The following is a 25,572-nucleotide window of genomic DNA, read 5'->3' on the forward strand; positions in this document are numbered from 1 at the left end:
CCCCGGTGGGCGGCGGAGGCCGGAGCGGCGACCTTCGCGGGTGGCCGGGCGTGCCCCGGGCGGGTGCGCGCCACGGCCGCACGCGACGGGAACGGGCCGGACCGGCGGCAGGCGACGGGGTGCCGCGAGCGGGCGGGATCGGGACGACGGCAGGTGGTTGGTTGATGGACGTGAGCAGCACGGCGCAGGACCGTTACGGGCGGGCGCCCGGGGACGCGGGGCCGGGTCCGGAGGAGGACCTGGAACGGCTGGGCCTGGATCAGCTGCGGATCCTGCGCCGGGAGACCCTGGAACAGGAGGCCGACCTCTCCTACCTGCGGCGGCTGCTGCACGGGCGGATGGACATCCTGCTGGCGGAGCTGGACCGCAGGCCGGGCGGCGCGGCGGCCCGCCCGGCGGAGGCCGGGGAGCCGGCCGGGGCCCTGCTGGAGCGGCTGCCGGCGATCCTCACCGACGCGCCGTCCACCGTCCGCCGGTCGGCCCGGCACGTCACGCTGGGCCCGCCGCGCGGCCAGCAGTCCCAGCTGGAGGCGGACGAGCTGATGGGCGACGTGCAGCTGGCCGATCTGGCCGCGCACCCGGCGGAGGAACTGCTGGCGGCGCTGGACCGGCTGCGGGAGCACGAGCGCGAGGTGTCCGGGCGCCGGCAGCTGCTGCTGCGGACGGCGGACGGCTGCAACGCGGAGATCACCCGCAGGTACCGTGATGGGGAAGCGCGGGTCGACGACCTGCTCGCGGGCGGCCCGCTCTGATCGGGTGAGGCGCCGGGGGCGGGGCCGGACCCGGCTCGCCCCCGGCCCACCCTCAGCCCCGGAAGGCTCCCGCCATGTCCAACCCCACCGCCCTGTCCGTGCTCGCCGAGGTCGTCCGCTCGGGATTCACCGAGGGGCACCACCACGGCTCGCTGGTGCTGCTGGCCGCAGACGGCTCGGTCGAGTTCGCCCTGGGAGCGCCGGAGGCGCCGGTGTTCCCGCGGTCCTGCGCCAAGCCGTTCCAGGCGGTGGCCACCCTGCGGGCCGGGCTGGCCATCGAGGGTGAGCTGCTGGCGCTGGCGGCCTCCAGCCACTCGGCAGAATCGTTTCACCTCGATGGGGTACGACGGATCCTGGCCGGGGCCGGGCTGGACGAGTCCGCCCTGCGGACCCCGGCGGACCTCCCGCTCGACGAGACCGAGGCCGAGCTGCTCCTGCGCTCCGGCGGGGAGCGCGCGCCGATCCTGATGGACTGCTCCGGCAAGCACGCCGGCTGGCTGGCCGCCTGCGTGGCCAACGGCTGGCCCGTCGACAGCTACCTCGACCCGGTCCACCCGGTCCAGCTGCTGGCCCGCGAGGCCATGGAGCAGGCCACCGGCGAGCCCGCCGGGCACGCCGGGGTGGACGGCTGCGGCGCGCCGCTGCTGGCCGTCAGCCTCACCGGCCTGGCCCGCGGCTACCGGGCGCTGCTGCTGGCCGGTCCCGGCACGCCGGAGCGCCGGGTGGCCGACGCGATGCGCGCGCACCCCGAGTACGTCGCCGGTACCCGCCGGGCCGACACCTGGCTGATGCGGGCGGTGCCGGGCGCGCTCTCCAAGATGGGGGCGGAGTCCGTCCAGGTGGTGGCGCTGCCGGACGGTCGGGCGCTCGCCTTCAAGATCGACGACGGTGCGGAGCGGGCCCGCGGGCCGGTGCTGGCGGCCGCGCTGCGCCGGCTCGGGGTGTCCGCCGCCGACGGCACGGTCGAGCGGATAGCCGCCGCCCCGCTGTTCGGCGGCGGCGTCCCGGTGGGCGAGGTCCGGGCGGCCTTCTGAGCCCTCGGGCGTGTCCGCAAGGTCCCGCCGGGTCCGACGCGACTGTGCGGACACGCCCTCGCGGCGGCTCCCCGTGACGCGGTCCGCCGGCCTCCGCCCGCCGCTCCTCGCGGGCGGCCCTGGACGGCGGTCGCCGGGGTGCGGACGGACGGCCCCCGGTGCACGGTGGACCGGGGGCCGTCGCACAGGTGAGGGAGTCCGTCATGAGCGAGCACGTGTACCGGGTGACCGAGATCGTCGGTTCGTCGACCGAGAGCATCGACGCCGCGATCCGCAACGGGGTCGAGCGGGCCTCCCGGACGCTGCGCAACCTCGACTGGTTCGAGGTGACGCAGGTCCGGGGGCACCTCGCGGAGGGCCGGGTCCAGCACTACCAGGTCGGCCTGAAGATCGGCTTCCGGCTGGACGACGAGGCCTGACCCGCCGGGCGCCCGGCCCGTTCCGCCCCCGGCCCGTTCCGCCCCCGGGGCCGGCCGCGCCCGGGGTCAGCCGCGCTCGGGCAGGACCAGCGGGACCCCGGTGCGCGGGTGCGGCAGGACCTCGACCGGGTGGCCGTAGACCTCGCTGAGCAGCGGCGCCCGCAGCACCTCGGCCACCGGCCCGTCCGCGACGGTCGCGCCGTCGGCCAGCAGCACCACCCGGTCCGCGTAGGCCGCCGCCAGCGACAGGTCGTGCAGCACGACGACCACGCCGTCCCCGGCGGCCGCCCGTTCGCGGGCGACCCGCAGCACCAGCTCCTGGTGGCGCAGGTCGAGCGCGGCGGTGGGCTCGTCGAGCAGCAGCAGCGCGGTCCGCTGCGCCAGCACCCGGGCCAGCGCCACCCGGGCCCGCTCGCCGCCGGAGAGCACGGTGAACGGGCGTCCGGTGAAGGCGGCGGACTCGGTCGCGGCCATCGCCTCGGCGACCACCGCGTCGTCCTCGGCGGCGGCCGCCGTGCCGGACCAGGGCGCGCGGCCCATCCGGACCACCTCGTCCGCCGGGAACGGGAAGGACAGCGCGGCCGACTGCGGCAGCAGGGCGCGGTGCCGGGCCAGCTCGGGGGGCCGGTAGCCGGTCAGCGGGCGGCCGAGCAGCCGGACCTCGCCGGAGGTCGGCGCGAGGTCGCCGGCGAGGACGGAGAGCAGGGTGGACTTGCCGGCGCCGTTCGGCCCGAGCAGGGCGACCACCTCGCCGGCCGTCACGCGGACGTCCGCGCCGGCCAGCAGCTCGCGCCCGCCGACCGTCAGCCGGACGGCCCCGGCGGTGAGGAGCTCGGTGCCCGGGGCGGGCCGAACGGGTACGTCGGGGCGGGTTCGCAGCCTCACGCCCAGCCTCCCTGCTTGGTCCGGGTGCGGCGCAGCAGCCAGAAGAAGAACGGGCTGCCGATGAGTGCGGTGAGCACGCCGAGGGGGAGTTCGGCGGGTTCGGCCAGGGTGCGGGCGGCGAGGTCGGCGGCGACCAGGACGAGCGCGCCGCCGAGGGCGGAGGCGGGCAGCAGGAACCGGTGGCCCGGGCCGGCGATCATCCGCAGCAGGTGGGGGACGACCAGGCCGACGAAGCTGATGATGCCGCTGACGGCGACGGCGGCGGCGGTGAGCAGGGCGACCAGGGTGATCAGCACCAGGCGCATCCGTTCGACGTCCACGCCGAGGTGGCGGGCCGGCCGTTCGCCGAGCGCCAGCAGGTCCAGCGGCCGCGCGTAGCGCGGGGCGAGGGCGAGGCCGACGAGCGCGAACGGCAGGACGGCCAGCACCTTGCCCCAGGTGGCCTGGGAGAGCGAGCCGAGCTGCCAGAAGGTGACCTGGTTGATCGCGGCGGTGTCGGCGGTGAACAGGAAGAGGCCGATCAGCGCGCCGCAGAAGGCGTTCACCGCGACGCCGGTGAGGATCAGCGTGACCACTTCGGTGCGGCCGCCGGAGCGGGACATCGCGTACACCGCGAAGACCGTCAGCAGGCCGGTGGCGAAGGCGAAGGCGGTGATCGTCCAGTTGCCGAAGGCGTCCAGGCCGAGCACGATGCAGGCGACCGCGCCGACCGCGCCGCCGGACGAGACGCCGATCACGGCGGGTTCGGCGAGCGGGTTGCCGAAGACGCCCTGCATCAGGGCGCCCGCGCAGCCGAGCGAGCCGCCGACCAGCAGGGCCAGCACCACCCGGGGGAGGCGGACGTTCCAGAGCACCGACTCGGGGACGCGGTCGAGCGGGTGGCCGCCGAGGCCGAGCCGGTGGGCGAAGGAGGCGAGGATGTCGCCGAGCGGGATGCGGTAGGCGCCGATGCCGGCCGCGAGCAGGGCGCAGACCACCAGGGCGACGGCCAGTGCGGCGATGACCAGGGTGGTCCGGTTCCGGTTCCGGGGCCCGGTCAGCGGGACGGTCTTCTTGCGGACGGCGGTGGTCACTTGGCGCCCGCCGGGTAGAGCTGTTCGGCGATCTCGCGGATGACCTGCGGGGTGCGCGGGCCGTAGCTGAGCAGCTGGCCGTCCTCGATCGAGACGACCCGGCGGTCCAGTCCGGCGGGGGTCTGGGCGACGCCGGGCAGCTTGAGCAGGCCGTCGACGCCGCCGACGGAGTCGAGCCCCTTGCTCATCACCAGGATCGCGTCGGGTGCGGCCTTGACCAGGGCCTCGCTGGTGAGCGGGGTGAAGTCGCCGGAGAGTCCGGCGGCGGTGCCGGCGTCCTCGCCGCCGACCGCCTCGATCAGGGAGCCCGCGCCGGAGGCCGGGCCGCCGAGCAGGAAGACCGAGGCGCTGCCGCGCAGGTAGAGGAAGGCGACCTTGGGATGGCGGTCGACGGCGGGCAGGGCGGCCCTGGCCTCGGTGATCCGCTGCTCGGTGCGCTCCTTCAACTGCCGTCCGGCGTCGGGGATCCCGAGTGCGGCGGCGACGGTGTCGATGCGGGGGCCGACGTCGGCGAGCTTCTTGGCGTCGTCCAGCACGATCAGCGGGACGCCGGCGGCGCGGATCTGGTCGATCGCCTCGGCGGGGCCGGTGGAGCGGTCGGCGAGGACGACGGTCGGGTGCATCGAGAGGACGCCCTCGGCCGAGACGTCGTGGGCCTGGGTGATCACCGGGAGGGCGGCGGCCTGCTGGAAGGTGGTGGAGACGTCGCGGGCGACCACCTTGGGGCCGAGGCCCAGGCTGAACACGATCTCGGCCAGGCTGCCGTTGAGCGGGATGATCCGGTCGCTGCTGGTGACGGTGACCTGTCGGCCGTCGGCCGAGGCGGCGGTGGCGGGGAGCCGGGGGGAGGGCTCGCCGGGCAGGGGTTCGACCGCGTCCGGGGCCTTCGAGACGCCCGTCCCGGCGGTGGCCCCGGCGGAGCCGGCGGTCGGGCCGCAGGCGGTCAGGGCGAGCAGCAGGCCGAGGGCGAGCAGCAGGAGGGCGGGCCCGAGGGCCGCCCGGTTTCGGGTGGTACTGCCGCTCAACATGGGCCCCTTCGCTGGGAGTTGTCCCCACCGTTCGCCATGTGTGGGGGGCGGGCGGCGGGGCTCTTGACTCATATATTAGGTTAGCCTTACCTCAACTTCGCAAGGGGGTCGGTGGTGTACCGACTCCCCTTACCCCGTCGCGCCGAGGAGTGATCCGCGTGCCTCTGCCCAGCCGCCTACGCCGTCTGGTGGCCACCCTGGTGGCCGCCCTCGCGGCCCTGATGACGGTCGGGCTGATGCCCGGCCAGGCGGTGGCGGCGGAGGGGAAGGTCTCCGGGGGGCGGCTGGACTGGGGGATCAAGCAGTCCTTCCTGACCTACGTCACCGGGCCGATCGCCAAGGGGAGCTGGGCGCTGACCGGGGGAGCGGCCACCGTCTCCGGCAGCGGCTTCCGGTTCCACTCCGCCAACGGCACGTACGATCCGGCCACCGGCGCGCTGACCGCCGCGTTCTCCGGCGGGGTCCGGTTCACCGGCCACCAGGAGAACGGCGTCAACGCGCTCGACCTGAGCGTCGGGCGGCTCACCTTCCGCGCCGCCGCGGGCGGTGCCGCCGGGCTGTACGCGGACGTCAGCAGCAAGTCCAAGGAGACCGGCCAGGTCAGCAGCGCGAGCCAGGCCAAGCTGGCCGACCTCTCGCTGGCCGGCGTCGACCTGCGCGGCGCGGCCGGCACCCTGACGCTCAGCGGCGTCCCGGCCGTGCTGACCGACGCCGGGGCCAAGGCCTTCGGCAACTTCTACACCGCGGGGACGGCCCTCGACCCGGTCAACCTCTCGGTCAACCTCCCGGCGGCCCAGCCGGGTTCGGCGGCACCCTCGACGGCCCCGACGGCCGCCGCGCCGAGCCCGACCGGGACGCCCGAGCCGACCGCCGCCCCGACCGCGACGGCCGCGCCGACGGCCGCCGCGCCGACCGCCGAACCGACCGCCCCGGCCGCGGCCCCGGAGGCCGCCCGGACGGAGTTCGGTGACGGCGCGCTCGACTGGGGCGTCCGGCGGACCTTCCGCGACTACGTCACCGGTTCGATCGCCCAGGGCCGCTGGGAGCTCACCGGCGGCGCGGCGGACGGCGGCGCGTTCTTCCGCTGGACCCCGGCCAAGGGCGGCTACGACCCGGCGAGCGGCGCGCTGACCGCCGCCTTCACCGGCAGCGTCCGCTTCACCGGCATGAAGACCGGTGACGGCTACGGCCTGGACCTCACCCTGGCCAACCCCGGTGTGACGATCGCCGACGGTCAGGGCCGGCTGCTCGCCGACGTCTCCGGCCGGACGCCGGACGGTGCCGCCCAGCAGCTCACCGGCGTCGAGCTGGGCACCTTCGACCCGGCCGGGCTGAAGCCCGAGGGCGGCCTGCTCAAGGCCGTCGAACTCCCGCTGAAGCTGAGCGAGCCGGGTGCCAAGGCCTTCGGCGGCCTCTACCCGGCGGGCACCGCGATGGACCCGCTGAGCTTCGCCGTCGCGCTCGACCCGGCCGCCGCGCTCCCGCCGCTGCCCGACATCGGCAGCGCCCCGGTCGCCGCGCCGACCCCGTCCGCGACCCCTCCGGCCACCGCCTCGCCCTCCGCCGCACCCGCCGCGTCCTCCGACGAGGGCGGTTCGGGCGGCGTGCCGACGGCGGCCGTGGTGGCCGGCGGCGTGCTGGCGGCGGCGCTCGTCGCGGCCGGTCTCGTGTACACCCTCCGCCGGCGCCGTGCCGAGCCGGCGGACCCCCGGGCCGGCGAGCCGGCCGACGCGGCCTGACGGCCGCCCCACCCTTCCCCCGCCTCACCGAACGGAGTCCCCCATGTCCCGCAGCACCGCCCTGCCCCCGGCCGGCCGCCGCAACCGCACCCGGATGGCCGCCCTGGCCGCCGTCACCGCCGGTCTCGCCCTGGCCGCCGCCGGTGCTCCCGCCCTGGCCTTCGGCGCCGGTGCGCCGGGCACCGTCACCTACGACACCGGTTCGCTGGACTGGGGCGTGAAGGCCAGCTTCCGCAGCTACGTGACCGGGCCGATAGGCCAGGGCGCGATCGAGCTGAGCGGCGGCGCCACCACCAACGCCGACGGCAGCTTCCACTTCGGCCTGGCGAGCGCCACCTACGACATGGGCACGCACGAGCTCAAGGCCGGCTTCAACGGCGGCGTCCGGTTCACCGCCCACCACGGCGCGCTGGACCTGACGTTCACCGACCTGAAGATCGTCACCGCGGGGACGACCGGCCGGATCACCGCCGACACCAGCGGTACGGAGACGATCGGCTCCCCCGAGGTGACGAAGCGCGACGACGTCCCGCTGGCGACCTTCACCGTCGGCCGGGACACCACGACCGGTGTCCCGACGGAGGCCAAGCTCACCGAGGAGGGCGCCAAGATCCTGGGGAGCTACCCGGCCGGGACGGTGATGGACCCGCTGGCGCTGGTGCTCAAGCAGAGCCCGGCGACGCCGTCCCCGACCGCCACCCCGACCGCGACCGCCACCCCGACCGCGACGGCCTCGCCCACCGCGACCGGCTCCCCCTCGGCGACGCAGTCCCCGACCGCCACCCAGTCGCCCACCGCGACGGGTTCGCCCTCGGCCACCCAGTCCCCGACCGCGACCCAGTCGCCGAGCGCCTCCGGCTCGCCGTCCGCGACCGGCGGCCCGTCCGCGAGCGGCTCGCCGTCCGCGACCGGGACCCCGTCCGCGACCACCACGGCCACCACCCCGCCGGCCGTCCCCGGTGAGCTCGCCGTCGTCAACGGCACCCTGGACTGGAAGGTCAAGGAGAGCTTCCGCAAGTACCTGCAGAGCCCGGTGGCCAACGGCAAGGTCGAGTTCGGCGGCGGCGCGGCCGACTACCGCTTCGGCAACGCGACCGGCAGCTACAACACCCGGACCCACGCCCTGTCCGCGGGCTTCGCCGGCTCGGTCCGCTTCCTCGGCCACCCCGCGGGCGGCGGCTACCAGCTGGACACCACCTTCTCGAAGCTCGGGCTGAGCATCGACAAGGACGGCGCGTTCCTGACCGCCGACGTCAACGCCAAGTCCCTGGACGGCAAGACGACCGCGCTGTCCGGTGCCCGGATCGCCAAGCTCGACCTGTCGAAGGCCGACCTGACCCCGGTCAACGGCGTCGTGACGCTCTCCGGCGTCCCGGCCGTGCTGACCGCCGAGGGCGTCCCGGCCTTCGCCAACTACCCGGCGGGCGAGGTCCTCGACCCGGTCACCGTCTCGCTGGCCTTCGACAAGAACGCCCAGCTGCCGAGCGGCGGTTCGGCCGGTGGCACGGGCACGACCACCGGCGGCGCGGCCGGTGGCGCCGGTACCGGTGGCGGGACCGGCACGGGCACCGGTTCGGGCACGGGCGGCACGGTGGGCGGTGCGTCCCTCACCACCACCGGCAGCGGCACCTCGTCGCTCGGTGGTGGCGGCGTGCTGGCCTCGACCGGTTCCGACACCCCGGTGGTCCCGCTGGTGGCGACCGCCGCCGGCCTGCTGCTCATGGGTGGCGGAGCCACCGCCCTGGCCCGCCGCCGCCGCGCGTCCCTCAGCGCCTGATATTCGGTGAGTAGGTGCCTGTGGCCCCTCGCTCGATCCGAGCGGGGGGCCACAGCGCCTTGCGGGAGTCGGCTGTGCATGGTGGTCGAGTTCGCCGCTCCTGACGGTGCTGAGGAGGCCGGCGAAGGCGGCTGGGTCGGTGTGGAGGATGACGTCGCCGTCGTCGGACTCTCGGCGTTCGACCGGACCAGCCCCGATGCGGACCTCGACACAGTCGGAATCGTCGCCTCCGAAGCCGGCTCCACGCCCCCACGGACGGCACCCCCGACAAAGCTCGATGAACGCCTCGGAGCAGGAAGTCGGCCGGTCCGACTGCCTGCTCCGTCGCATTTGTGCAGATCGTGTGACGCTGTTTCACATCCGTGACGGTTGGCGCACAGATTAGCGAAGCTCGACTGACAGGCTTCTCTCATCGCACAGAGCAGCGGGGGGCCGAACAGGCGGACGACAGTCCGCCGGGGGTGGCGGACGCGGCTCTGGTGCCGCACCGGACCATCACATCGTTCCTGGGGGTATCCAGTCATGAGCAAGGCCCTTTCGTTCCGCAAGTCCTCGTCCCGCGCCGCGAAGTTCGCCGCCGTCGCCGCCCTGACGCTCGGCCTCGTGGCCACCGTCAGCCCGGCTGCCCAGGCGGCCTCGCGCGGTGCCGCGGGTTCGAAGGGGCTGAAGCACAACGTGCTGACCGTCAGCAACGGCACGCGGTACGTGCAGATCGACGGCAAGACGGTCGACTTCCGCACCGTCGTGCGGGACCTCGCCTGGTCCCCGGACGGCAACAAGGCCGTCTTCATCGACGGTGCGAGCAACCTCGTCGTCTCCGACGCGGACGGCGGCAACCGGGTCACCGTGGCCAAGAACCCCGGTGGACAGAACTGGAACCACCCCACCTGGCAGTCGGTCCCGGCCGTCCCGGAGGCGGGGGCGCCCGCCAGGAACAACATCGTCTTCGTCGCCAGGACGAACGGTGTCTCCCGACTGAAGACCGTTCCCGCCTCGGCCGTCCAGGGCCAGCCGGCCGATCTGAGTGTCTGGGGCGGCCCCGACGGCGGGCTCCTGCCGCAGACCGGCAACATCTGGCCGAACGCGGGCGGCAGGACCGGCACCACCGTTTTCGCCAACGTCGACAACGGCACCGTCTACATCCGCGACGAGGTCCTGCGTTCGCAGACCGACGAGCTGGCCAAGGGCTCCCAGCCCGCGCTCTCGCCCGACGGCGAGGACGTCGTCTTCGTCCGCTCGGTGAAGGGGCACGACCACCTCTTCGTGAAGGGCCAGGGCGACAAGGCCCCCAAGGACCTCACCCCCAACGCCACCACCGACTACACCCAGCCGACCTTCTCGCCGGACGGCCGGACCATCGCCGCCCGGACGCCCAAGGGCATTGTCACCCTCCCGGTCAGCGGCGCCACCAAGCCCGTCGTGGTCACCAGCCGGGTCGGCCTGCCGGCCTACCGCGGCTGACACCGGCGAGCATGAGGACCGTTGGACCGCCCGGCCGGGTCAGTAACCGGCTCGGCGGTCCAACTCCGTTTTCAGGTCGGCGAGATGCTCGTCCGCATTGTCATGGGGCAGGAACTCCACCACGTCGAGGAAGCGGAACAGCACCCGGGTCTCGGTGATCCCGTACTCGTAGTCGGCGAAGCCCACCACGGCGCCCGTCGTGCCCCGCACCGAGCCCCGGACGACATGTCCGGTCATCTCGTCGGGCTGCTCGGCCGACTGCCTGCGCCGCGCGTTGGGCCGGGCCAGGTACGGGCAGACCATCGAGGCGTAGAGCATGCACGCGCGGTGGCCCGGGCCCTCCAGGGTCGGGGCGAGATTGCGGTAGGGCCGCCCGGCCGCCAGGGCCTCGGCGATCGCGGCGCTCTCCGTCTCACCGACCACCCGCCACACCGGCCCCCGGGGCATCAGCAGGTTGCAGACCGAACAGAGCCGCTCCCGCGCGCAGTCGGCGCTGCGGCCGTAGTCCGTCAGCGCGAACTGGGGTTGGTCGCCCTCCCACGGCGTGATGGCCGGAACGGGGTAGCCACGCACGTCGCGGGGGCGGGCATCGACGGAGGGCGGTATCGGGACAGTATCGAAGCGCACACCCCATCCCTACCAGGAACCGTCCCCGCCGTACACCGTCGGGGCCCCGGACCTGCCCGGGGCCCCGACGGTGTACGGCCGCGCCGCGGGGCGGGAATTCGGCCGGGCCGACTTCCTGCTCCGAGGCGTTCGGTACTCAGGCGCTGAGCGGGTACCGGGTGTCCAGGTCGTGGAAGAGCGCGCCGTTCAGCTGGAAGGCGCGCTTGCACTCCTCGACCACCCGGCGGCGCTCGACCTCGTCCAGCGCCTCGCCGGCGGCGTCCAGCTTGGCCCGGTAGTCGCGCTTGAAGGCGGCCGGGTTCCCGACCTCCTCGAAGACGTAGAACCGCACGCCGTCGCCCTTGCGCTCGAAGCCCCAGGTCTTCTCCGCGATGCCGCGGATGATCTGACCGCCCGACAGGTCGCCCAGGTAGCGGGTGTAGTGGTGAGCGATCCAGCCCGCCGGCCACTCGCCGACCAGCTCCTCCAGTCGGGCGACGTACGCGGCGGTGGCGGGCAGCGGGGCGAGGCCCTCGCGCCAGTCCGGCCCCCGCAGGTGGGCGAGGTCGCGCTCGATGGCTTCGGTGCGCAGGATCGTGCGGTCCACGAAGGGGCCGGCCACGGGGTGCTCCGCCAGCTCCTCGGCCCGCTCCTCCAGGGCGCGGTAGACGAACCAGAGCTGGCCGGTGAGGTCGGCGTAGGCCTCGATCCCGAGGTGTCCGCCGAGCAGGCGGCTCATGAACGAGGACTGCTCGGCGGCCTCGTGCTCAGCGCTGCTGGCGGTGCGCAGGACGGTGGAGAACGGGACGGGCTGCTCGGGTATGGGCATGCGGGCCTCCAGAGATCGAGAACACCCCCGATTGCTTTGGTTAGCCTAGCCTAAGCTCGCGTGATGCCGACAGGGTGTCGGGAAGATCCCTGCCCGCCGGACCGGCTCCTGACACGGCGAAGGCCGGGGTCCGCGGGAGAATCCCGCGCACCCCGGCCTCCGACCGCCCCCGATCACCTCGGACCGCTCCGGTGGACGGACCGCCGGGCGGGACGGGATCGGGACGGCTCGGCTCAGTGACCGCCCTGCTCCGCAAGACGCTTGATCGAGGCGGTGACCTCGGCCTCGGCCTCGGCGCGGCCGACCCAGTTGGCACCCTCGACCGACTTGCCGGGCTCCAGGTCCTTGTAGACCTCGAAGAAGTGCTGGATCTCCAGGCGGTCGAACTCCGACACGTGGTGGATGTCCTGCAGGTGCTCCCAGCGCGGGTCCGTCGCCGGGACGCAGAGCAGCTTGTCGTCGCCGCCGGCCTCGTCCGTCATCTTGAACATGCCGATGACGCGGCACTTGATCAGGCAGCCCGGGAAGGTCGGCTCCTCCAGGATGACCAGTGCGTCCAGCGGGTCGCCGTCGTCCGCGAGGGTGCCCTCGACGTAGCCGTAGTCGGCCGGGTAACGGGTCGAGGTGAAGAGCATCCGGTCCAGACGAAGGCGACCGGTCTCGTGGTCGACCTCGTACTTGTTGCGGGAGCCCTTCGGGATCTCGATCAGGACGTCGAACTCCAACGGTTCCTCCAAGGTAGGTACTGACAGAATCCAAGTGTCTCCTACGGGAGCGGGTGCTCAGGAAAGGGGCCGGGTCGTGCGAGCAGGGGCAGGGGCGGGGCGCCGCCGTCGGGGGACGGCCGCGGGGCTGTTCGGGACGGCGCTCCTGGTCGCCGGGACGGTGCTGACCTCGGGTGGTGCGTACGCGCAGCCTTCCGCGACACCGAGCGGGACGCCCGCTCCCGGCGGGTCCACCGCGCCGGCCGGCGCCACCGGCTCACCCGCCACCGGCACCGGCACCGGCTCACCCGCCACTGGCACCGGTGCGCCCGCCACCGCCCGCCCGGCCCCCGCCGCCGCCGGCACGGTGCTCGCCGCCGCCGACGCCGGCCCGGGCGCCGGACTGCCCACCGCGCAGGGCCTCCATCAGGCGCTCGCCACCGCGCTCGCCGACCGCAGCCTCGGCACCGTCAGCCTCGCCGTCGCGGACGCCGCCGACGGCGGGCTCCTGTACGGCAGCGGCGAGAACACCCCGGCCACGCCGGCCTCCACCACCAAGCTGGCCACCTCGGTGGCGGCCCTCTCGCTGATCCCGGCGGACACCCGGCTGACCACCCGGGTCGTCAAGGGCGCGGCCCCCGGCGGGATCACCCTCGTGGGTGGTGGCGACCCGACGCTGACCGCGCTCCCCGCCGACCAGGTGCAGATCGCCGGCCTGCCCGCCGACCCCGACACCGCCCCCGCCTCGCTGGACTCGCTGGCCCGGCAGACCGCCGCCGCCCTGAAGTCCGCCGGCACCACCACCGTCGCCCTGGACTACGACCTCTCGCTGTACTCGGGCAGCCCGCAGCACAAGAACCACGACGGGGAGAACATCGCGCTCGTCACCCCGCTGATGGTGGACGAGGCCAAGACCGACCCGAAGAGCCGCGAGGACGCGCCGGCCCGGTACGCCGACCCGGCCGGCCAGGCCGCCGAGGCCTTCGCCGCCCTGCTCAAGGCCCAGGGCATCACCGTCCAGGGCAAGGCCAAGCAGGCCGCCGCCCCGGCCGCGGCCGACGCCCCGGTGCTCGGCCGGGTGGACTCGCCGACCATGGCCCGGCTGGTCGAGCGGATGCTGACCACCTCCGACAACACCCTCGCCGAGGCGATCGCCCGTCAGGTCGCCGTCGCCGCCCACCAGCCGGCCGGCTTCGAGGGCGCCTCCACCGCCGTCGTCCAGGAGCTGACCCGGCTCGGCGTGCCGATGAACGGCGTGGTGATCAACGACGGCAGCGGCCTGCACACCGGCAACGCGATCCCGCCGGTCGTGCTCGTCAAGCTGCTCGCGCTGGCCGCCTCCGACCAGCACCCCGCGCTGCGCCCGGTGATGACCGGCCTGCCGATCGCCGGCTTCACCGGCACCCTCGGCAAGCGGTTCGGTTCCGGATCCGGCGCGGCCGACGCGGCCGGGCTGGTCCGCGCCAAGACCGGCAGCCTCAGCGGCGTCAACACCCTGGCGGGAACCGTGGTGGACGCCGAGGGGAGGCTGCTCTCCTTCGCCGTGATGACCCGGACCAGCGCCCCCGTCGACTCGGCCCGCGCCGCGATGGACCGCATCGTCGCCCGGCTGGCGGCCTGCGGCTGCCACTGACCGGCCACTGTGGCTCCCCCCGGCGGACGAGAGCACGTACGGTGAGGGCATGACGAGCGCGAGCGGCGGTGTTGACATGGTCGACTGGAATCTCGCGGTCGCAACCGCGACCAGGCTGGTGCGGCCGGGACCGGAGGTGAGCCGTGCCGAGGCGGCGGCCGTGGTCGCCGAGCTGCGCCGGCACGCCCTGGAGGCCGAGGAGCACGTCCGGGAGTTCACCGGGATGCGCTCCAGCAGCCTGTCCGAGGCGGTCGCGACCCCGGTGCTGATCGTGGACCGCCCCGGCTGGGTGCGGGCCAACGTGGCGGGCTTCCGCACGATCGTCCAGCCGCTGGTGGCGAAGCTCCAGGCGCGCCGGGCCAACGGCTCCGGCCCCGGCGTCTTCGGCACGGTGGGGGAGAAGGCCACCGGCATCGAGGTCGGCGCCCTGCTGGCCTTCCTCTCCACCAAGGTGCTCGGCCAGTACGAGACCTTCGCCCCGGCCGAGTCCTCGCTGGAGGCGCCGGACAGCCCCGCCGCCCTGTTCGACAAGCCGCGCCTCGGCCCCGAGAGCGCCGGCCCGGGCCGGCTGCTGCTGGTGGCGCCGAACATCGTGCACGTCGAGCGCGAACTGGACGTCGATCCGGCCGACTTCCGGCTCTGGGTCTGCCTGCACGAGGAGACCCACCGCACCCAGTTCACCGCGGTGCCCTGGCTGCGCGACCACATCCAGTCCGAGGTGCAGTCCTTCCTGACCGAGACCGACGTCGACCCGGGCGCGCTGCTCGACCGGCTGCGGGACGCGGCGGGCACGCTCGGCGGAGGCCTGCCCGGACTCGGCGGGCGCGCCGAGAGCGCCCCGTCCGCCGGACTGCTGGAGATCGTCCAGTCGCCCGCCCAGCGCGAGATCCTCGGCCGGCTGACCGCCGTGATGTCGCTGCTGGAGGGCCACGCCGACGTGGTGATGGACGGCGTCGGCCCGGCCGTGGTGCCGAGCGTCGCGGAGATCCGGGAGAAGTTCCAGCAGCGCCGGGACCGCGGCGCCAACCGTCTCGACCTCGTCCTGCGCCGGCTGCTCGGCATGGACGCCAAGCTCCGCCAGTACCAGGACGGCGCGGTCTTCGTCCGCGGCGTGGTCGACCAGGTCGGGATGGACGGCTTCAACCGGGTCTGGACCTCGCCGAACACCCTGCCGACCAAGGACGAGATCCACGACCCGGCCGCCTGGGTGGCCCGGGTCGCGCGGTAGTCCGGGGGTTTCGGCCCGCAGGGTGGTCGCGGATGGTCAAACCCGTTCGTACGGGTGGTCCAGTCGTGCAGATGGCGGGTGAAGATACGTTTCTCCATTCACCCGAACGTGGGACGGTGGTCGTACCGGTGGCGCGGGTGGCGTAGCGGCTGCCTCCTTTCTGCCACCATCTGTGAGCGCCCGGTAACGCGGCGCTCATGGAAGCGCGGCCCCCGCCGCGCCCGCAGCCGTCCTGTCCCCTCAGTCGAGGAGTCGTCCGCCGTGGGCCCACACCCCGCCGTCGCAGCGATACGCCTGGCCGTCCGCCGTACCCTCACCGACCTCGCCGCCGAGGCCGGCTCCACCTTCACCGCTCCGGTCCGCGAGCCGCGCGAGCGCACCAGCGGTGCGCCGCTGGCCGTCGCCGCCGTCGGCACCACGCTGATCGGCAACGCCCACCGCCACCCGTCCGGGCTGCCGCGCACCCCGGCCGCGCCCGGTTCGCCGCTGGTCCTGGTCGCCGTCAGCGGCGGCGCGGACTCCATGGCGCTGGCCATCGCGACCGCCTTCGAGGCCCCCAAGATCGGTCTGCGGGTCGGCGCCGTCACCGTCGACCACGGCCTCCAGGCCGGCTCCGCCGACCGCGCCGCCCAGGTCGCCGAGCGGCTGCGCGAACTCGGGCTCGACCCGGTCGAGGCGATCCCGGTCCGGGTCGGCCGCGAGGGCGGCCCCGAGGCCGCCGCCCGGGACGCCCGCTACGCCGCCCTGGACGAGGCCGCCGAGCGCCACGGCGCGGTCGCCGTCCTGCTCGGCCACACCCGCGACGACCAGGCCGAGACGGTCCTGCTGGGCCTGGCCCGCGGCTCCGGCTCCCGCTCGCTGGCCGGGATGCCGGCCCAGAAGGGCCGCTACCGCCGCCCGCTGCTGGAGCTGGACCGGGCCGCCACCCGGCAGGCCTGCAGCGCGCAGGCGATCCCGGTCTGGGACGACCCGCACAACTGCGACCCGGCCTTCACCCGCTCCCGCGTCCGCCACGAGGTGCTGCCGGTGCTGGAGAAGCACCTGGGCGGCGGCGTGGTCGAGGCGCTCGCCCGCACCGCCCGGCTGTTCCGCGACGACGCCGACGCGCTCGACCAGTGGGCCTCGCTGGCCGAACGCGACCTCCGTACGGGCGAAGGCACCCTGGACGCCGCGAAACTGGCCGAACTGCCCCCCGCCGTACGCCGCCGGGTGCTGCGCCGGGCCGCGCTGCGCGCGGGCTGTCCGGCCGGCGACCTCTTCGCCCGCCACCTCGAAACGATCGACCTGCTGGTCACCGGATGGCGCGGCCAGGGACCGCTGCACCTACCCGGGGGCGTCGAAGCCACCCGGCGGTGTGGCACGCTGGTCTTTCGGCGACAGGGCGACTGACGGGCTGGTGTGCCCCGGGGGAGCCGGCCGCCGGCCATCCAGACCCCGACACGTTTGAGGACGTATCCCCGGTGGACCAGAACGACATGGGCGCTGACCTCGCGAAGGTGCTCATCAGCAAGGACGAGATCGACGCGAAGCTCCTGGAGCTGGCCGAGCGCATCGACCGGGACTACGCAGGCAAGGACCTGCTGATCGTCGGCGTCCTCAAGGGTGCCGTGATGGTCATGGCCGACCTCGCCCGTGCCCTGCACTCGCAGGTCACGATGGACTGGATGGCCGTCTCCTCCTACGGGATGGGCACCAAGTCCTCCGGTGTGGTGCGGATCCTCAAGGACCTCGACACCGACATCGCCGGTCGTGACGTGCTCATCGTCGAGGACATCATCGACTCCGGTCTGACGCTGTCCTGGCTGCTCGGCAACCTGGGCTCGCGCGGCCCGGCCTCGCTGGAGGTCTGCACCCTGCTGCGCAAGCCCGACGCCGCCAAGGTCGAGATCGACGTCAAGTACGTCGGCTTCGACATCCCCAACGAGTTCGTGGTCGGCTACGGCCTCGACTACGCGGAGAAACTGCGCAACCTGCCGTTCATCGGCACCCTGGCCCCGCACGTCTACGGCGGCTGATGACCCCGTTCGGACGACGGGCGGGAACAGTTGGCCGTTCCCGCCCGTTGGGTCGGTGGGGACATAGAAACACGTCGTGTCGCTGTGCTCCCGCCACGAGCGGGTCGTACTGCGGTACGGTCCAATAAAACCGCTCTTCACATGAGCACAGACCGGATGCGCCGGCGGCCCACAGCCCCGCGGCGCCGTTGAGTGGCAGGAGGGACGGGGCGGCAACGCCCCGCATGGATGGACGTCAAGCGATACTTCCGTGCGCCGATCATGTGGATCGTGCTGGCCGTCCTCGCCGTCATCGTGCTGATGCAGGTCGTTTCGGATTCGAACGGCTACAAGACGGTGGACACCGGGCAGGTCGTCGCAGCGATCGACGCGAAGCAGGTCAAGTCGGCGCAGATCACCACGGGTGACTCGAGCACAATCAAGATCCAGCTGAAGGACGGTGCCAAGCTGCCCGCAGTGGGCACCGGCAAGCCGCAGTCCGGCACCAAGTTCCAGGCCTCGTACATCGGCGACCAGGGTGTTGCGATCGCCGACAAGCTGCAGGCCCAGATCAACGACAACGACCAGAGCACGCTCACCGAGGGCTACACCGTCAGCCCGGAGAAGCAGAGCACCCTCGTCAGCCTCCTGCTGTCGATGCTGCCCATCGTGATCATCGTCCTGGTCTTCCTGTTCCTGATGAACCAGATGCAGGGCGGCGGCTCGCGCGTCATGCAGTTCGGCAAGTCCAAGGCCAAGCTGCTGACCAAGGACACCCCGAAGACCACCTTCTCCGACGTCGCGGGCGCGGACGAGGCGGTCGAGGAGCTCCACGAGATCAAGGAGTTCCTGCAGGAGCCGGCCAAGTTCCAGGCCGTCGGTGCCAAGATCCCCAAGGGCGTGCTGCTCTACGGCCCGCCCGGTACCGGCAAGACCCTCCTGGCGCGCGCCGTCGCGGGCGAGGCCGGGGTGCCGTTCTACTCGATCTCCGGCTCGGACTTCGTCGAGATGTTCGTGGGTGTCGGCGCCAGCCGCGTCCGCGACCTCTTCGAGCAGGCCAAGGCGAACGCCCCGGCGATCGTCTTCGTCGACGAGATCGACGCCGTCGGCCGGCACCGCGGTGCGGGCCTCGGCGGCGGTCACGACGAGCGTGAGCAGACCCTCAACCAGCTGCTGGTCGAGATGGACGGCTTCGACGTCAAGGGCGGCGTGATCCTGATCGCGGCCACCAACCGTCCGGACATCCTCGACCCGGCGCTGCTGCGCCCGGGCCGTTTCGACCGCCAGATCGCGGTGGAGCGCCCCGACCTGCAGGGCCGGCTGGACATCCTCAAGGTGCACCAGAAGGGCAAGCCGATCGCGCCCGACGTCGACCTCTCGGCCGTCGCCAAGCGCACCCCCGGCTTCACCGGTGCCGATCTGTCGAACGTCCTGAACGAGGCGGCGCTGCTGACCGCCCGCTCGGACAAGAAGCTGATCGACAACAACATCCTGGACGAGGCGATCGACCGCGTCGTGGCGGGTCCGCAGAAGCGCACGCGGATCATGTCCGAGAAGGAGAAGAAGATCACCGCGTACCACGAGGGCGGTCACGCCCTGGTGGCGGCGGCCTCCCCGAACGCGGACCCGGTGCACAAGATCACCATCCTGTCCCGCGGACGGGCCCTCGGCTACACCATGGTGCTGCCGGACGAGGACAAGTACTCCACCACCCGCAACGAGATGCTCGACCAGCTGGCGTACATGCTGGGCGGCCGCGCGGCGGAGGAGCTGGTCTTCCACGACCCGACCACCGGCGCCTCGAACGACATCGAGAAGGCCACCGCCACGGCGCGGGCCATGGTCACCCAGTACGGCATGACCGAGCGCCTCGGTGCGATCAAGTTCGGCAGCGACAACTCCGAGCCGTTCCTGGGTCGCGAGATGGGCCACCAGCGCGACTACTCGGAAGAGGTCGCCGGGCTGGTGGACGAAGAGGTCAAGAAGCTCATCGAGAACGCGCACAACGAGGCCTGGGAGATCCTGGTCGAGAACCGCGACGTGCTCGACAACCTGGTCCTGGAGCTCCTTGAGAAGGAGACCCTCAACAAGGAGCAGATCGCCGAGGTCTTCGCCCCGATCGTCAAGCGCCCGGCCCGTCCGGCCTGGACCGGCTCCGCCCGCCGGACGCCGTCCACCCGCCCGCCGGTGCAGTCCCCGAAGGAGCTGGCGCTCACCAACGGCGCCGCCGCCGTCGAGGCCGCCCCGTCCGACGTGGTGAAGCTCCCGCCGCTGCAGGCCGACCCGCCCGCCGAGGGCTGATCGACAGCACCGGCACCCCGCGGAATGGATGCCGCGTCACCAGGGTTTGTACCCTGGAGGCGCGGCATCCGTGCTGTTCAGCCAAGTCAGTCCCACGAGACCAGTCCCATGAGAAGCGAGGCCCGCATGATCGACCCGGTGACGCTCGACGGTCCGCCCGCCGTCGGCACCTTCGACCAGAAGCGGGCCGAGAACGCCATCCGCGAGCTGCTGCTGGCCGTGGGCGAGGACCCGGACCGCGAGGGCCTGCTGGAGACCCCCGCCCGGGTGGCGCGGGCGTACAAGGAGATATTCGCGGGCCTCTGGCAGGAGCCCGAGGACGTCCTCACCACCACCTTCGACCTCGGCCACGACGAGATGGTGCTGGTCAAGGACATCGAGCTGACGTCCGTCTGCGAGCACCACCTGGTGCCGTTCCGGGGCGTCGCGCACGTCGGGTACATCCCGTCGACCAGCGGCAAGATCACCGGCCTGTCCAAGCTGGCCCGGCTGGTCGACGTCTACGCCCGCCGGCCGCAGGTGCAGGAGCGGCTCACCAGCCAGGTCGCCGACGCGCTGATGCGGATCCTGGAGCCGCGCGGTGCGATCGTCGTGGTCGAGTGCGAGCACATGTGCATGTCGATGCGCGGGATCCGCAAGCCCGGGGCCAAGACCATCACCTCCTGCGTGCGCGGCCAGCTGCGCGACCCGGCCACCCGGGCCGAGGCGATGAGCCTCATCATCGGGCGCTGACCGGGCCGCCACGGGTCAGATGGCCTCCTGCGCCTCCGCCGCCGCGTGCGGGGGTGCGGGGGTGCCCAGTGCGTCGCGGCGCGCGGGCATCCGCAGCCGCACCATCCGCCGCCAGCCGTAGAGCAGGTCGTACAGGTAGAGCGCGTGCACGCCCGCGGTGACGACGGCCAGCTGCCAGCGCGGCCACCGCAGGATCCGCGCCATCCTGGACGTCACCGCCAGTCCGACGTCCCGGTGGGTGCGGATCTCGCCGCGGGCGCTGGTCTCCAGGACGTGCCGGACGTACGGGCCGTGGCCCTCGGCGACCAGCCGGAGCAGCTCCTCGTGGCAGTAGGCGAGGTGGTTGTCCTCGTCGGCCGAGATCATCCGCATCGCCCGGCCGACGTCGGGGTTGTCCCCGTAGACCTTGACCAGTTGGCGCATCTGCTCGGCCGCGCGCTGCTCGGTGACCCGGCTGTGCGCCAGGTAGGTGATGATCTCGCGTTCGGTCAGCGGGACCTCGCCGGTGAGCCGCTCGTGGGCGAGGCCGACGCCCTGGCGCTCCAGCAGCATGCAGTAGTCGGCCTCGGCGGGGACGTCGATCCTCGGCAGGCCGCGCTTGTTCAGCAGCTGGGTGAAGATCCGGCCGTGCTTGCGCTCGTCGGCGCCGTGCCGGGCGATCTTCGGGGCGAGCACCGGGTCGAGGGTGAGCTCGGTGATCCGCTCGTTCTCCCAGCCGCCCTGGTCCTCGCCGCCGGCTGCGATGCTGCAGAACAGCTGATAGGCCTCGTCGTTCCGGTAGATCTCGTCGAAGAGTGATCGGGTGCTGAGCATGGGGCCTCCTGCCCGGATCCGGGACGGTGCCGGCCGTTGCGGCCGGGCGGTCCCGATGCGTTCCCCCGGCTCGCCGGCCGGTCCGCCCGACCGGCCGGTAATCACCCGGCTGACCCAGTGGACGTGACCCCCGGGGCGCGCCCCGGGCGGTCCGCGGGACGCCTCAGCCGAGGTGGTGGCCCATCCACTCCAGCGAGGCGGGCAGCTCGCGCACCCAGCTCTCGAAGTTGTGGCCGCCGTCGTCCAGGTAGAGCGACTCGACGGTGAACTGCGGATTGGCGGCCGAGACCTGCTGGGCGAGGTCGACGAACTGGACGGTCCGCGGGTAGTCGGCCTCCTTGCGGGTGGAGACCACCAGCATCGACAGGGCCGGGACGAGCAGGTTCTGCAGCCGCCAGGTGAGGTCGCTCTGGTCGGCCAGGGCCTTGTCGCCCCCGAACAGGCTGGCCCCGGTGAACTGGTCCTCGACCACCTTGAAGTCGCCGTGCAGGCCGCCGGCGACGCCGTAGACGTTCGGGAACCGCATCGCCAGCCGGAACGCGCAGCTGCCGCCGGTCGAGTAGCCGAAGGTCCCCCAGGCGGCGGGCGAGCGGCTGGTCCGGTACACGGAGCGCAGGGCCTCCGGGACGTCCTTGGTGAACCAGGTCTCGGCGGCCGGTCCGCCGGGGACGTCCACGCACTCGGTGTTCCGCGGCGCGGCGACGGTCGGACGGGCCAGCACCACGATGGTCGGCTGCATCCTCCCGGTGCGCTGGAGCTCCGCGGCGGTCTGGATGACCGGCAGGTCCTTCATCAGATTGAGCGTCGTGCCCGGGTAGCCGGCGATGGACAGCACCACCGGGAAGCGGACCAGGGCGAACTTCGGGTCGAAGTACTCCGGCGGCAGGTAGACGAACATCTGGTCGGACAGACCGGTCTCCTTGCCGGTGACCCGGACCGACTCGACCTTGCCGCTCTCCTCGGGCGGGCCCTTCGGCAGGTCGCCGACGGTCTCCATGCCGCCCTCCTCGGTCGGCTGGAGCAGTGCGTCCGAGGCCGGCACGCCCTTGTGGGCCTCGTTGCTGGTGAGGGTCAGCTTGGTGCCGCCGGAGCTGAGCAGGTCGTCCCATGTGGTGTAGAAACCGAAGGAGTTGTTGACGGCGAGCGCCAGCACGGCGAGCACCGAGACCTGAGTGACCGTCATCAGACCGACCCGTCCGAGCACCGGGAGCGGGCGCTGCCGCGCCAGCCGGGGCCAGATCCAGAGGGTCGTGACGAGCGCCGCCGAACCCAGGGCGAGGAGCGAGTTCATCAGGGCGTCGCTGGTCAGTTCCATGCCGTGGGCCTTCCGGTGGGACACTGTCGGTGCAGGCTTCATCGTCTGGCGGTGCGTCAGCCGGGGCCAGCGCGGCTAGGCTGTCCGGACGCCGGGAGGGCCCGGGGGACCGCCGGTCCGCGGCACGCAACCGGCGCCCTAGAATGCGGCGTCCACCGTACGTACCGCGTACGCGGGGCCCCGTCGCGCCACGCGGCGAGGAGCCCCGGCACCCACCCCTCGGCTCAATCGCAGTGCCCCCAGAGCGCCGGTCCGCCCTCCGTTTCCGGCTCCTTGGTGTGCGTACTGCCTGATGAAGGAAATGGCATGAAGGTCCATCACGGCTCCTCCCCGGGAGTGACCGGACACCGCTCCGCAGCCCCTACGCTGAACCTCCATGAGCGTTCCCGTGTCCGTTGAGCCGAGCCCCGAGCAGCCGCCCCGCCGTCGCGGCCTGCAGACGCTTCGTACCCAAGCGGCCGCCGTACCGAGGGCCTGGCTGCCCGGTGCGGTCGGCTACGCCTGTCTGCTGATCGGGCTGGTGGACATCGCCAGTGCGGTGTTCCCCAAGCTCCGCCACACCAAGGTGCACACCTTCGCCGGACAGCTGCCCGGCGGCACCACCACCCTCGCCGCCGCCGGCACCCTGATGGTCGGCCTGCTGCTGGTGCTGCTCGCGCACGCGCTGCGCCGGCGCAAGCGGCGGGCCTGGCGGGCCGTCTGCGTGCTGCTGCCGGTCGGCGCCGCGCTGCACCTGCTGCGCTGGCACCAGCTGGGCCCGGCGGTCATCTCGCTGGTGCTGTTCGTGGTCGTGCTGGTCCACCGGCGCGAGTTCTACGCCAAGGCCGACCCCCGCACCCGCTGGCGGGCGCTGGTCAACCTGGTCGTGATGGGCACCGTGAGCGTGCTGCTCGGCCTGCTGGTCGTCTCCACCCGGACCGGGTACGAGCTCGGCCACGCCGGTCTGTACGAGCGGCTGGAGCACGTCGTCTACGGGCTGTTCGGCTTCGAGGGACAGGTCCACTACACCTCGGACCGGGTCTCCGACCTGGTGGCCTACCTGCTCGGCGGGATGGGCCTGATCACCGCCTTCACCACCGCCTACCTGGCGCTGCGGCCGGAGAAGCCCAAGCCGGAGCTGACCGCCGAGGACGAGGAGAAGGTCCGCGGGCTGCTGGAGCGGCACGGCGAGCGGGACTCGCTCGGCTACTTCGCGCTGCGCCGCGACAAGAGCGTGCTGTTCTCGCCCAGCGGCAAGGCGGCGATCTCCTACCGGGTGGTCTCCGGGGTGATGCTGGCCTCCGGCGACCCGGTCGGCGACGTCGAGGCCTGGCCCGGCGCGATCAAGGTCTTCATGGCCGAGGCCCGCGAGCACGCCTGGGTGCCGGCCGTGATGGGCTGCAGCGAGGTCGGCGGCGAGGTCTGGACCCGCGAGGCGGGCCTGGACGCGCTGGAGCTGGGCGACGAGGCGATCGTCGACACCGCCACCTTCTCGCTGGCCGGGCGGGCCATGCGCAACGTCCGCCAGATGGTCAAGCGGATCGAGCGCAACGGCTACTCCTGCCAGGTCCGCCGAGTCTCCGACCTGACCGCCGAGGAGAAGTACCGGATCGCCGAGGCCGCGGCCCGCTGGCGCGGAACCGACACCGAGCGCGGCTTCTCGATGGCGCTCGGCCGGTTCGGCGACCCGGGCGACGACGCCTGCGTGGTCGTCACCGCCCACAAGGCCCCGGAGGAGGGCGAGACCGGCGACGACCTCAAGGCGGTGCTGCACTTCGTCCCCTGGGGGCCGGACGGCATCTCGCTGGAGCTGATGCGCCGCGACCGGGCCGCCGACCCGGGCCTGAACGAACTGCTGATCGTCGCGGCGCTGCAGGCGGTGCCCGCGATGGGCGTCCGCCGGGTGTCGCTGAACTTCGCGATGTTCCGCTCGGCGCTGGCCCGCGGTGAGCGGATCGGTGCCGGTCCGGTGCTGCGGGCCTGGCGCGGACTGCTGGTCTTCCTGTCGCGCTGGTTCCAGATCGAGTCGCTGTACAAGTTCAACGCGAAGTTCCAGCCGGAGTGGGAGCCGCGGTTCCTGGTCTTCCCGAACACCCGCGACCTGCCCCGGATCGGCTTCGCCGCGATGCAGGCGGAGGCCTTCATCACCCTCGGCATGCCCCGTCTCGGCCGCAGGCGGCAGCGCCAGGGCCTGATGCCGGCCGAGGCCAGGCCGGAGGTCACCGAGGCCGCCTGAGCCGTGCTGCGGCCCGCCGGGCCGCCGCGCCCCCTTCCGCCGGCCCCGCCGAGGACCTCCTCGGCGGGGCCGGCGGCGTCCTGCCGGGCGGTGTTCGCGGGTGGGCTGCCGGGTGACCGGCTGGCGTCGGCCAGATAATGGGGTTATGAGCGATTCGGTGCCCCTCCCCCTGCCGGCCGGACTGCCGCGGCTCGACCGCTGCGCCGTCATGGGCGTGGTCAACGTGACCCCCGACTCCTTCTCGGACGGCGGTCTGTGGCACGACCCCGCCCGGGCCATCGCCCACGGGCTGGCGCTCCGGGCCCGCGGCGCGGACCTGGTCGACGTCGGGGGCGAGTCCACCCGCCCCGGCTCGCAGCGGGTGCCCGAGGACGAGGAGCTGAAGCGGGTCCTGCCGGTGGTGCGGGAGCTGGTGGACGCCGGGGTGGCCGTCTCCGTCGACACCATGCGCGCCTCCGTCGCCGAGCAGGCCGTGGCCGCAGGCGCGGTGATCGTCAACGACGTCTCCGGCGGGCTGGCCGACCCGGCGATGGCCCGGGTGGTCGCCGAGACCGGCGCCCCGTTCGTGGTGATGCACTGGCGCGGGCAGTCCGCCGGGATGGACCGGCTGGCGGTCTACGACGACGTGGTCGCGGACGTGGCCGCCGAGCTGACCGCCAGGATGGAGGCGCTGCTGGCGGCGGGGGCCAAGGAGGAGCAGCTGATCCTCGACCCGGGCCTCGGCTTCGCCAAGACCGCCGAGCACAACTGGGCGCTGCTCGGCCGGCTCGACGCGCTCACCGCGCTCGGCCGGCCCGTCCTGGTCGCCGCATCGCGCAAGCGGTTCCTGGGTACGCTGCTCGCCGACCCGGAAACCGGGGAACTGCGCCCGGCCCGAGAGCGCGACGACGCGACCGCTGCCGTGTCGGTGCTGTCGGCCCGGGCCGGGGCCTGGGCGGTGCGGGTGCACGACGTGTCCGGCACGGCGGACGCGGTCCGGGTGGTCGCGGCCTGGCAGCGCGCGGCCCGGCAGGGGTGACCGGCAGGGAGGACGG

Annotated in this window: 22 protein-coding genes; 14 read left to right on the forward strand and 8 right to left on the reverse strand. The window is 73.5% G+C overall.

Translation table 11 applies throughout. The features are described 5' to 3' along the window. Positions 1-164 precede the first annotated feature (164 nt). The 3 genes from OG550_RS20935 (at position 165) to OG550_RS20945 (ending at position 2,205) form a co-directional block, all read left to right on the forward strand. Positions 165-752 (forward strand): RsiG family protein, encoded by a 588-nt coding sequence (locus OG550_RS20935; protein ID WP_327679759.1) that lies wholly within the window; start codon positions 165-167, stop codon positions 750-752. A gap of 74 nt (positions 753-826) precedes the next feature. Continuing rightward, the gene (locus OG550_RS20940; RefSeq protein ID WP_327679761.1) at positions 827-1,786 is read left to right on the forward strand and encodes an asparaginase; all 960 of its coding nucleotides are present in this window, start codon (positions 827-829) and stop codon (positions 1,784-1,786) included. Positions 1,787-1,989: 203 nt separating this feature from the next. Continuing rightward, on the forward strand, positions 1,990-2,205 hold the full coding sequence (locus tag OG550_RS20945) for a dodecin (protein ID WP_327679762.1): 216 nt from the start codon (positions 1,990-1,992) through the stop codon (positions 2,203-2,205). 66 nt (positions 2,206-2,271) lie between these two features. Here OG550_RS20945 and OG550_RS20950 read toward each other — a convergent pair whose 3' ends face one another. The 3 genes from OG550_RS20950 to OG550_RS20960 are packed head-to-tail and all read right to left on the reverse strand — an operon-like array spanning position 2,272 to position 5,191. Beyond that, positions 2,272-3,096: a heme ABC transporter ATP-binding protein gene (locus OG550_RS20950; protein WP_442906163.1), complete on the reverse strand. Its 825-nt coding sequence runs from the start codon at positions 3,094-3,096 to the stop codon at positions 2,272-2,274. Then, on the reverse strand, positions 3,087-4,163 hold the full coding sequence (locus OG550_RS20955; protein ID WP_442906042.1) for a FecCD family ABC transporter permease: 1,077 nt from the start codon (positions 4,161-4,163) through the stop codon (positions 3,087-3,089). The genes OG550_RS20950 and OG550_RS20955 overlap by 10 nt, the downstream gene beginning before the upstream one ends. Beyond that, on the reverse strand, positions 4,160-5,191 hold the full coding sequence (locus OG550_RS20960) for a heme/hemin ABC transporter substrate-binding protein (protein WP_327679764.1): 1,032 nt from the start codon (positions 5,189-5,191) through the stop codon (positions 4,160-4,162). The genes OG550_RS20955 and OG550_RS20960 overlap by 4 nt, the downstream gene beginning before the upstream one ends. Before the next feature lie 158 nt (positions 5,192-5,349). On the opposite strand from OG550_RS20960, the gene OG550_RS20965 reads away from it, so the two are divergent. From OG550_RS20965 to OG550_RS20975, 3 genes are all read left to right on the forward strand, one after another. Then, positions 5,350-6,930, forward strand: coding sequence for an HtaA domain-containing protein (locus OG550_RS20965; RefSeq protein ID WP_327679765.1), 1,581 nt, complete (start codon positions 5,350-5,352; stop codon positions 6,928-6,930). A gap of 43 nt (positions 6,931-6,973) precedes the next feature. Beyond that, positions 6,974-8,707: an HtaA domain-containing protein gene (locus OG550_RS20970; protein ID WP_327679767.1), complete on the forward strand. Its 1,734-nt coding sequence runs from the start codon at positions 6,974-6,976 to the stop codon at positions 8,705-8,707. A 522-nt stretch (positions 8,708-9,229) separates the two neighbouring features. After that, entirely contained in the window at positions 9,230-10,168 is a 939-nt protein-coding gene (locus OG550_RS20975) for a hypothetical protein (RefSeq protein ID WP_327679769.1), read from the forward strand. 39 nt (positions 10,169-10,207) lie between these two features. On the opposite strand, the gene OG550_RS20980 is transcribed toward OG550_RS20975, so the two are convergent. From OG550_RS20980 to OG550_RS20990, 3 genes are all read right to left on the reverse strand, one after another. After that, positions 10,208-10,795 (reverse strand): hypothetical protein, encoded by a 588-nt coding sequence (locus OG550_RS20980; protein ID WP_327679771.1) that lies wholly within the window; start codon positions 10,793-10,795, stop codon positions 10,208-10,210. Between the two features lie 136 nt (positions 10,796-10,931). Beyond that, positions 10,932-11,603, reverse strand: a complete 672-nt coding sequence (locus OG550_RS20985; RefSeq protein ID WP_327679773.1) for a biliverdin-producing heme oxygenase — start codon at positions 11,601-11,603, stop codon at positions 10,932-10,934. Positions 11,604-11,836: 233 nt separating this feature from the next. Next, a complete protein-coding gene (locus OG550_RS20990) occupies positions 11,837-12,328 on the reverse strand; it encodes an inorganic diphosphatase (RefSeq protein WP_148643392.1) in 492 nt (163 codons plus the stop codon). 76 nt (positions 12,329-12,404) lie between these two features. Between OG550_RS20990 and dacB the strand changes: the two genes are divergently transcribed. The 6 genes from dacB to folE all read left to right on the forward strand — a co-directional run bounded on the left by dacB (position 12,405) and on the right by folE (position 20,195). After that, entirely contained in the window at positions 12,405-13,940 is a 1,536-nt protein-coding gene (gene dacB / locus OG550_RS20995; protein ID WP_327679776.1) for a D-alanyl-D-alanine carboxypeptidase/D-alanyl-D-alanine endopeptidase, read from the forward strand. Between the two features lie 49 nt (positions 13,941-13,989). Further along, positions 13,990-15,168, forward strand: a complete 1,179-nt coding sequence (locus OG550_RS21000; RefSeq protein WP_327679778.1) for a zinc-dependent metalloprotease — start codon at positions 13,990-13,992, stop codon at positions 15,166-15,168. 261 nt (positions 15,169-15,429) lie between these two features. Then, entirely contained in the window at positions 15,430-16,557 is a 1,128-nt protein-coding gene (gene tilS, locus OG550_RS21005; RefSeq protein WP_327679780.1) for a tRNA lysidine(34) synthetase TilS, read from the forward strand. A gap of 71 nt (positions 16,558-16,628) precedes the next feature. Then, a complete protein-coding gene (gene hpt / locus OG550_RS21010) occupies positions 16,629-17,183 on the forward strand; it encodes a hypoxanthine phosphoribosyltransferase (protein ID WP_030059589.1) in 555 nt (184 codons plus the stop codon). A gap of 228 nt (positions 17,184-17,411) precedes the next feature. Then, the gene (ftsH, locus tag OG550_RS21015; protein ID WP_327679783.1) at positions 17,412-19,463 is read left to right on the forward strand and encodes an ATP-dependent zinc metalloprotease FtsH; all 2,052 of its coding nucleotides are present in this window, start codon (positions 17,412-17,414) and stop codon (positions 19,461-19,463) included. Between the two features lie 126 nt (positions 19,464-19,589). Then, positions 19,590-20,195 (forward strand): GTP cyclohydrolase I FolE, encoded by a 606-nt coding sequence (gene folE / locus OG550_RS21020; protein WP_030309924.1) that lies wholly within the window; start codon positions 19,590-19,592, stop codon positions 20,193-20,195. 15 nt (positions 20,196-20,210) lie between these two features. Here folE and OG550_RS21025 read toward each other — a convergent pair whose 3' ends face one another. Together OG550_RS21025 and OG550_RS21030 are read right to left on the reverse strand one after the other, a co-directional pair. After that, positions 20,211-21,008: a ferritin-like domain-containing protein gene (locus OG550_RS21025; protein WP_327679786.1), complete on the reverse strand. Its 798-nt coding sequence runs from the start codon at positions 21,006-21,008 to the stop codon at positions 20,211-20,213. 163 nt (positions 21,009-21,171) lie between these two features. Continuing rightward, a complete protein-coding gene (locus OG550_RS21030) occupies positions 21,172-22,323 on the reverse strand; it encodes an alpha/beta hydrolase (protein WP_327679788.1) in 1,152 nt (383 codons plus the stop codon). 376 nt (positions 22,324-22,699) lie between these two features. Here OG550_RS21030 and OG550_RS21035 point away from each other — a divergent pair, with 376 nt between their 5' ends. Both OG550_RS21035 and folP read left to right on the forward strand, forming a co-directional pair. Beyond that, positions 22,700-24,538, forward strand: a complete 1,839-nt coding sequence (locus tag OG550_RS21035) for a phosphatidylglycerol lysyltransferase domain-containing protein (protein ID WP_327679790.1) — start codon at positions 22,700-22,702, stop codon at positions 24,536-24,538. Between the two features lie 145 nt (positions 24,539-24,683). Further along, positions 24,684-25,556, forward strand: coding sequence for a dihydropteroate synthase (gene folP / locus OG550_RS21040; RefSeq protein ID WP_327679792.1), 873 nt, complete (start codon positions 24,684-24,686; stop codon positions 25,554-25,556). Positions 25,557-25,572: the final 16 nt, after the last annotated feature.

Origin of the sequence: Kitasatospora sp. NBC_00458 (assembly GCF_036013975.1) — a bacterium.
Lineage (GTDB): Bacteria > Actinomycetota > Actinomycetes > Streptomycetales > Streptomycetaceae > Kitasatospora.

Excerpts from the sequence above, each read along its gene's own strand:
- OG550_RS20935 (WP_327679759.1), top strand. The coding sequence starts at position 165 with ATGGACGTGAGCAGCACGGCGCAGGACCGTTACGGGCGGGCGCCCGGG.
- OG550_RS20940 (WP_327679761.1), top strand. The coding sequence starts at position 827 with ATGTCCAACCCCACCGCCCTGTCCGTGCTCGCCGAGGTCGTCCGCTCG.
- OG550_RS20945 (WP_327679762.1), top strand. The coding sequence starts at position 1,990 with ATGAGCGAGCACGTGTACCGGGTGACCGAGATCGTCGGTTCGTCGACC.
- OG550_RS20960 (WP_327679764.1), bottom strand. The coding sequence starts at position 5,191 with ATGTTGAGCGGCAGTACCACCCGAAACCGGGCGGCCCTCGGGCCCGCC.
- OG550_RS20970 (WP_327679767.1), top strand. The coding sequence starts at position 6,974 with ATGTCCCGCAGCACCGCCCTGCCCCCGGCCGGCCGCCGCAACCGCACC.
- OG550_RS20975 (WP_327679769.1), top strand. The coding sequence starts at position 9,230 with ATGAGCAAGGCCCTTTCGTTCCGCAAGTCCTCGTCCCGCGCCGCGAAG.
- OG550_RS20985 (WP_327679773.1), bottom strand. The coding sequence starts at position 11,603 with ATGCCCATACCCGAGCAGCCCGTCCCGTTCTCCACCGTCCTGCGCACC.
- OG550_RS21000 (WP_327679778.1), top strand. The coding sequence starts at position 13,990 with ATGACGAGCGCGAGCGGCGGTGTTGACATGGTCGACTGGAATCTCGCG.
- ftsH (WP_327679783.1), top strand. The coding sequence starts at position 17,412 with ATGGACGTCAAGCGATACTTCCGTGCGCCGATCATGTGGATCGTGCTG.
- folE (WP_030309924.1), top strand. The coding sequence starts at position 19,590 with ATGATCGACCCGGTGACGCTCGACGGTCCGCCCGCCGTCGGCACCTTC.
- OG550_RS21025 (WP_327679786.1), bottom strand. The coding sequence starts at position 21,008 with ATGCTCAGCACCCGATCACTCTTCGACGAGATCTACCGGAACGACGAG.
- OG550_RS21030 (WP_327679788.1), bottom strand. The coding sequence starts at position 22,323 with ATGGAACTGACCAGCGACGCCCTGATGAACTCGCTCCTCGCCCTGGGT.
- OG550_RS21035 (WP_327679790.1), top strand. The coding sequence starts at position 22,700 with ATGAGCGTTCCCGTGTCCGTTGAGCCGAGCCCCGAGCAGCCGCCCCGC.
- folP (WP_327679792.1), top strand. The coding sequence starts at position 24,684 with ATGAGCGATTCGGTGCCCCTCCCCCTGCCGGCCGGACTGCCGCGGCTC.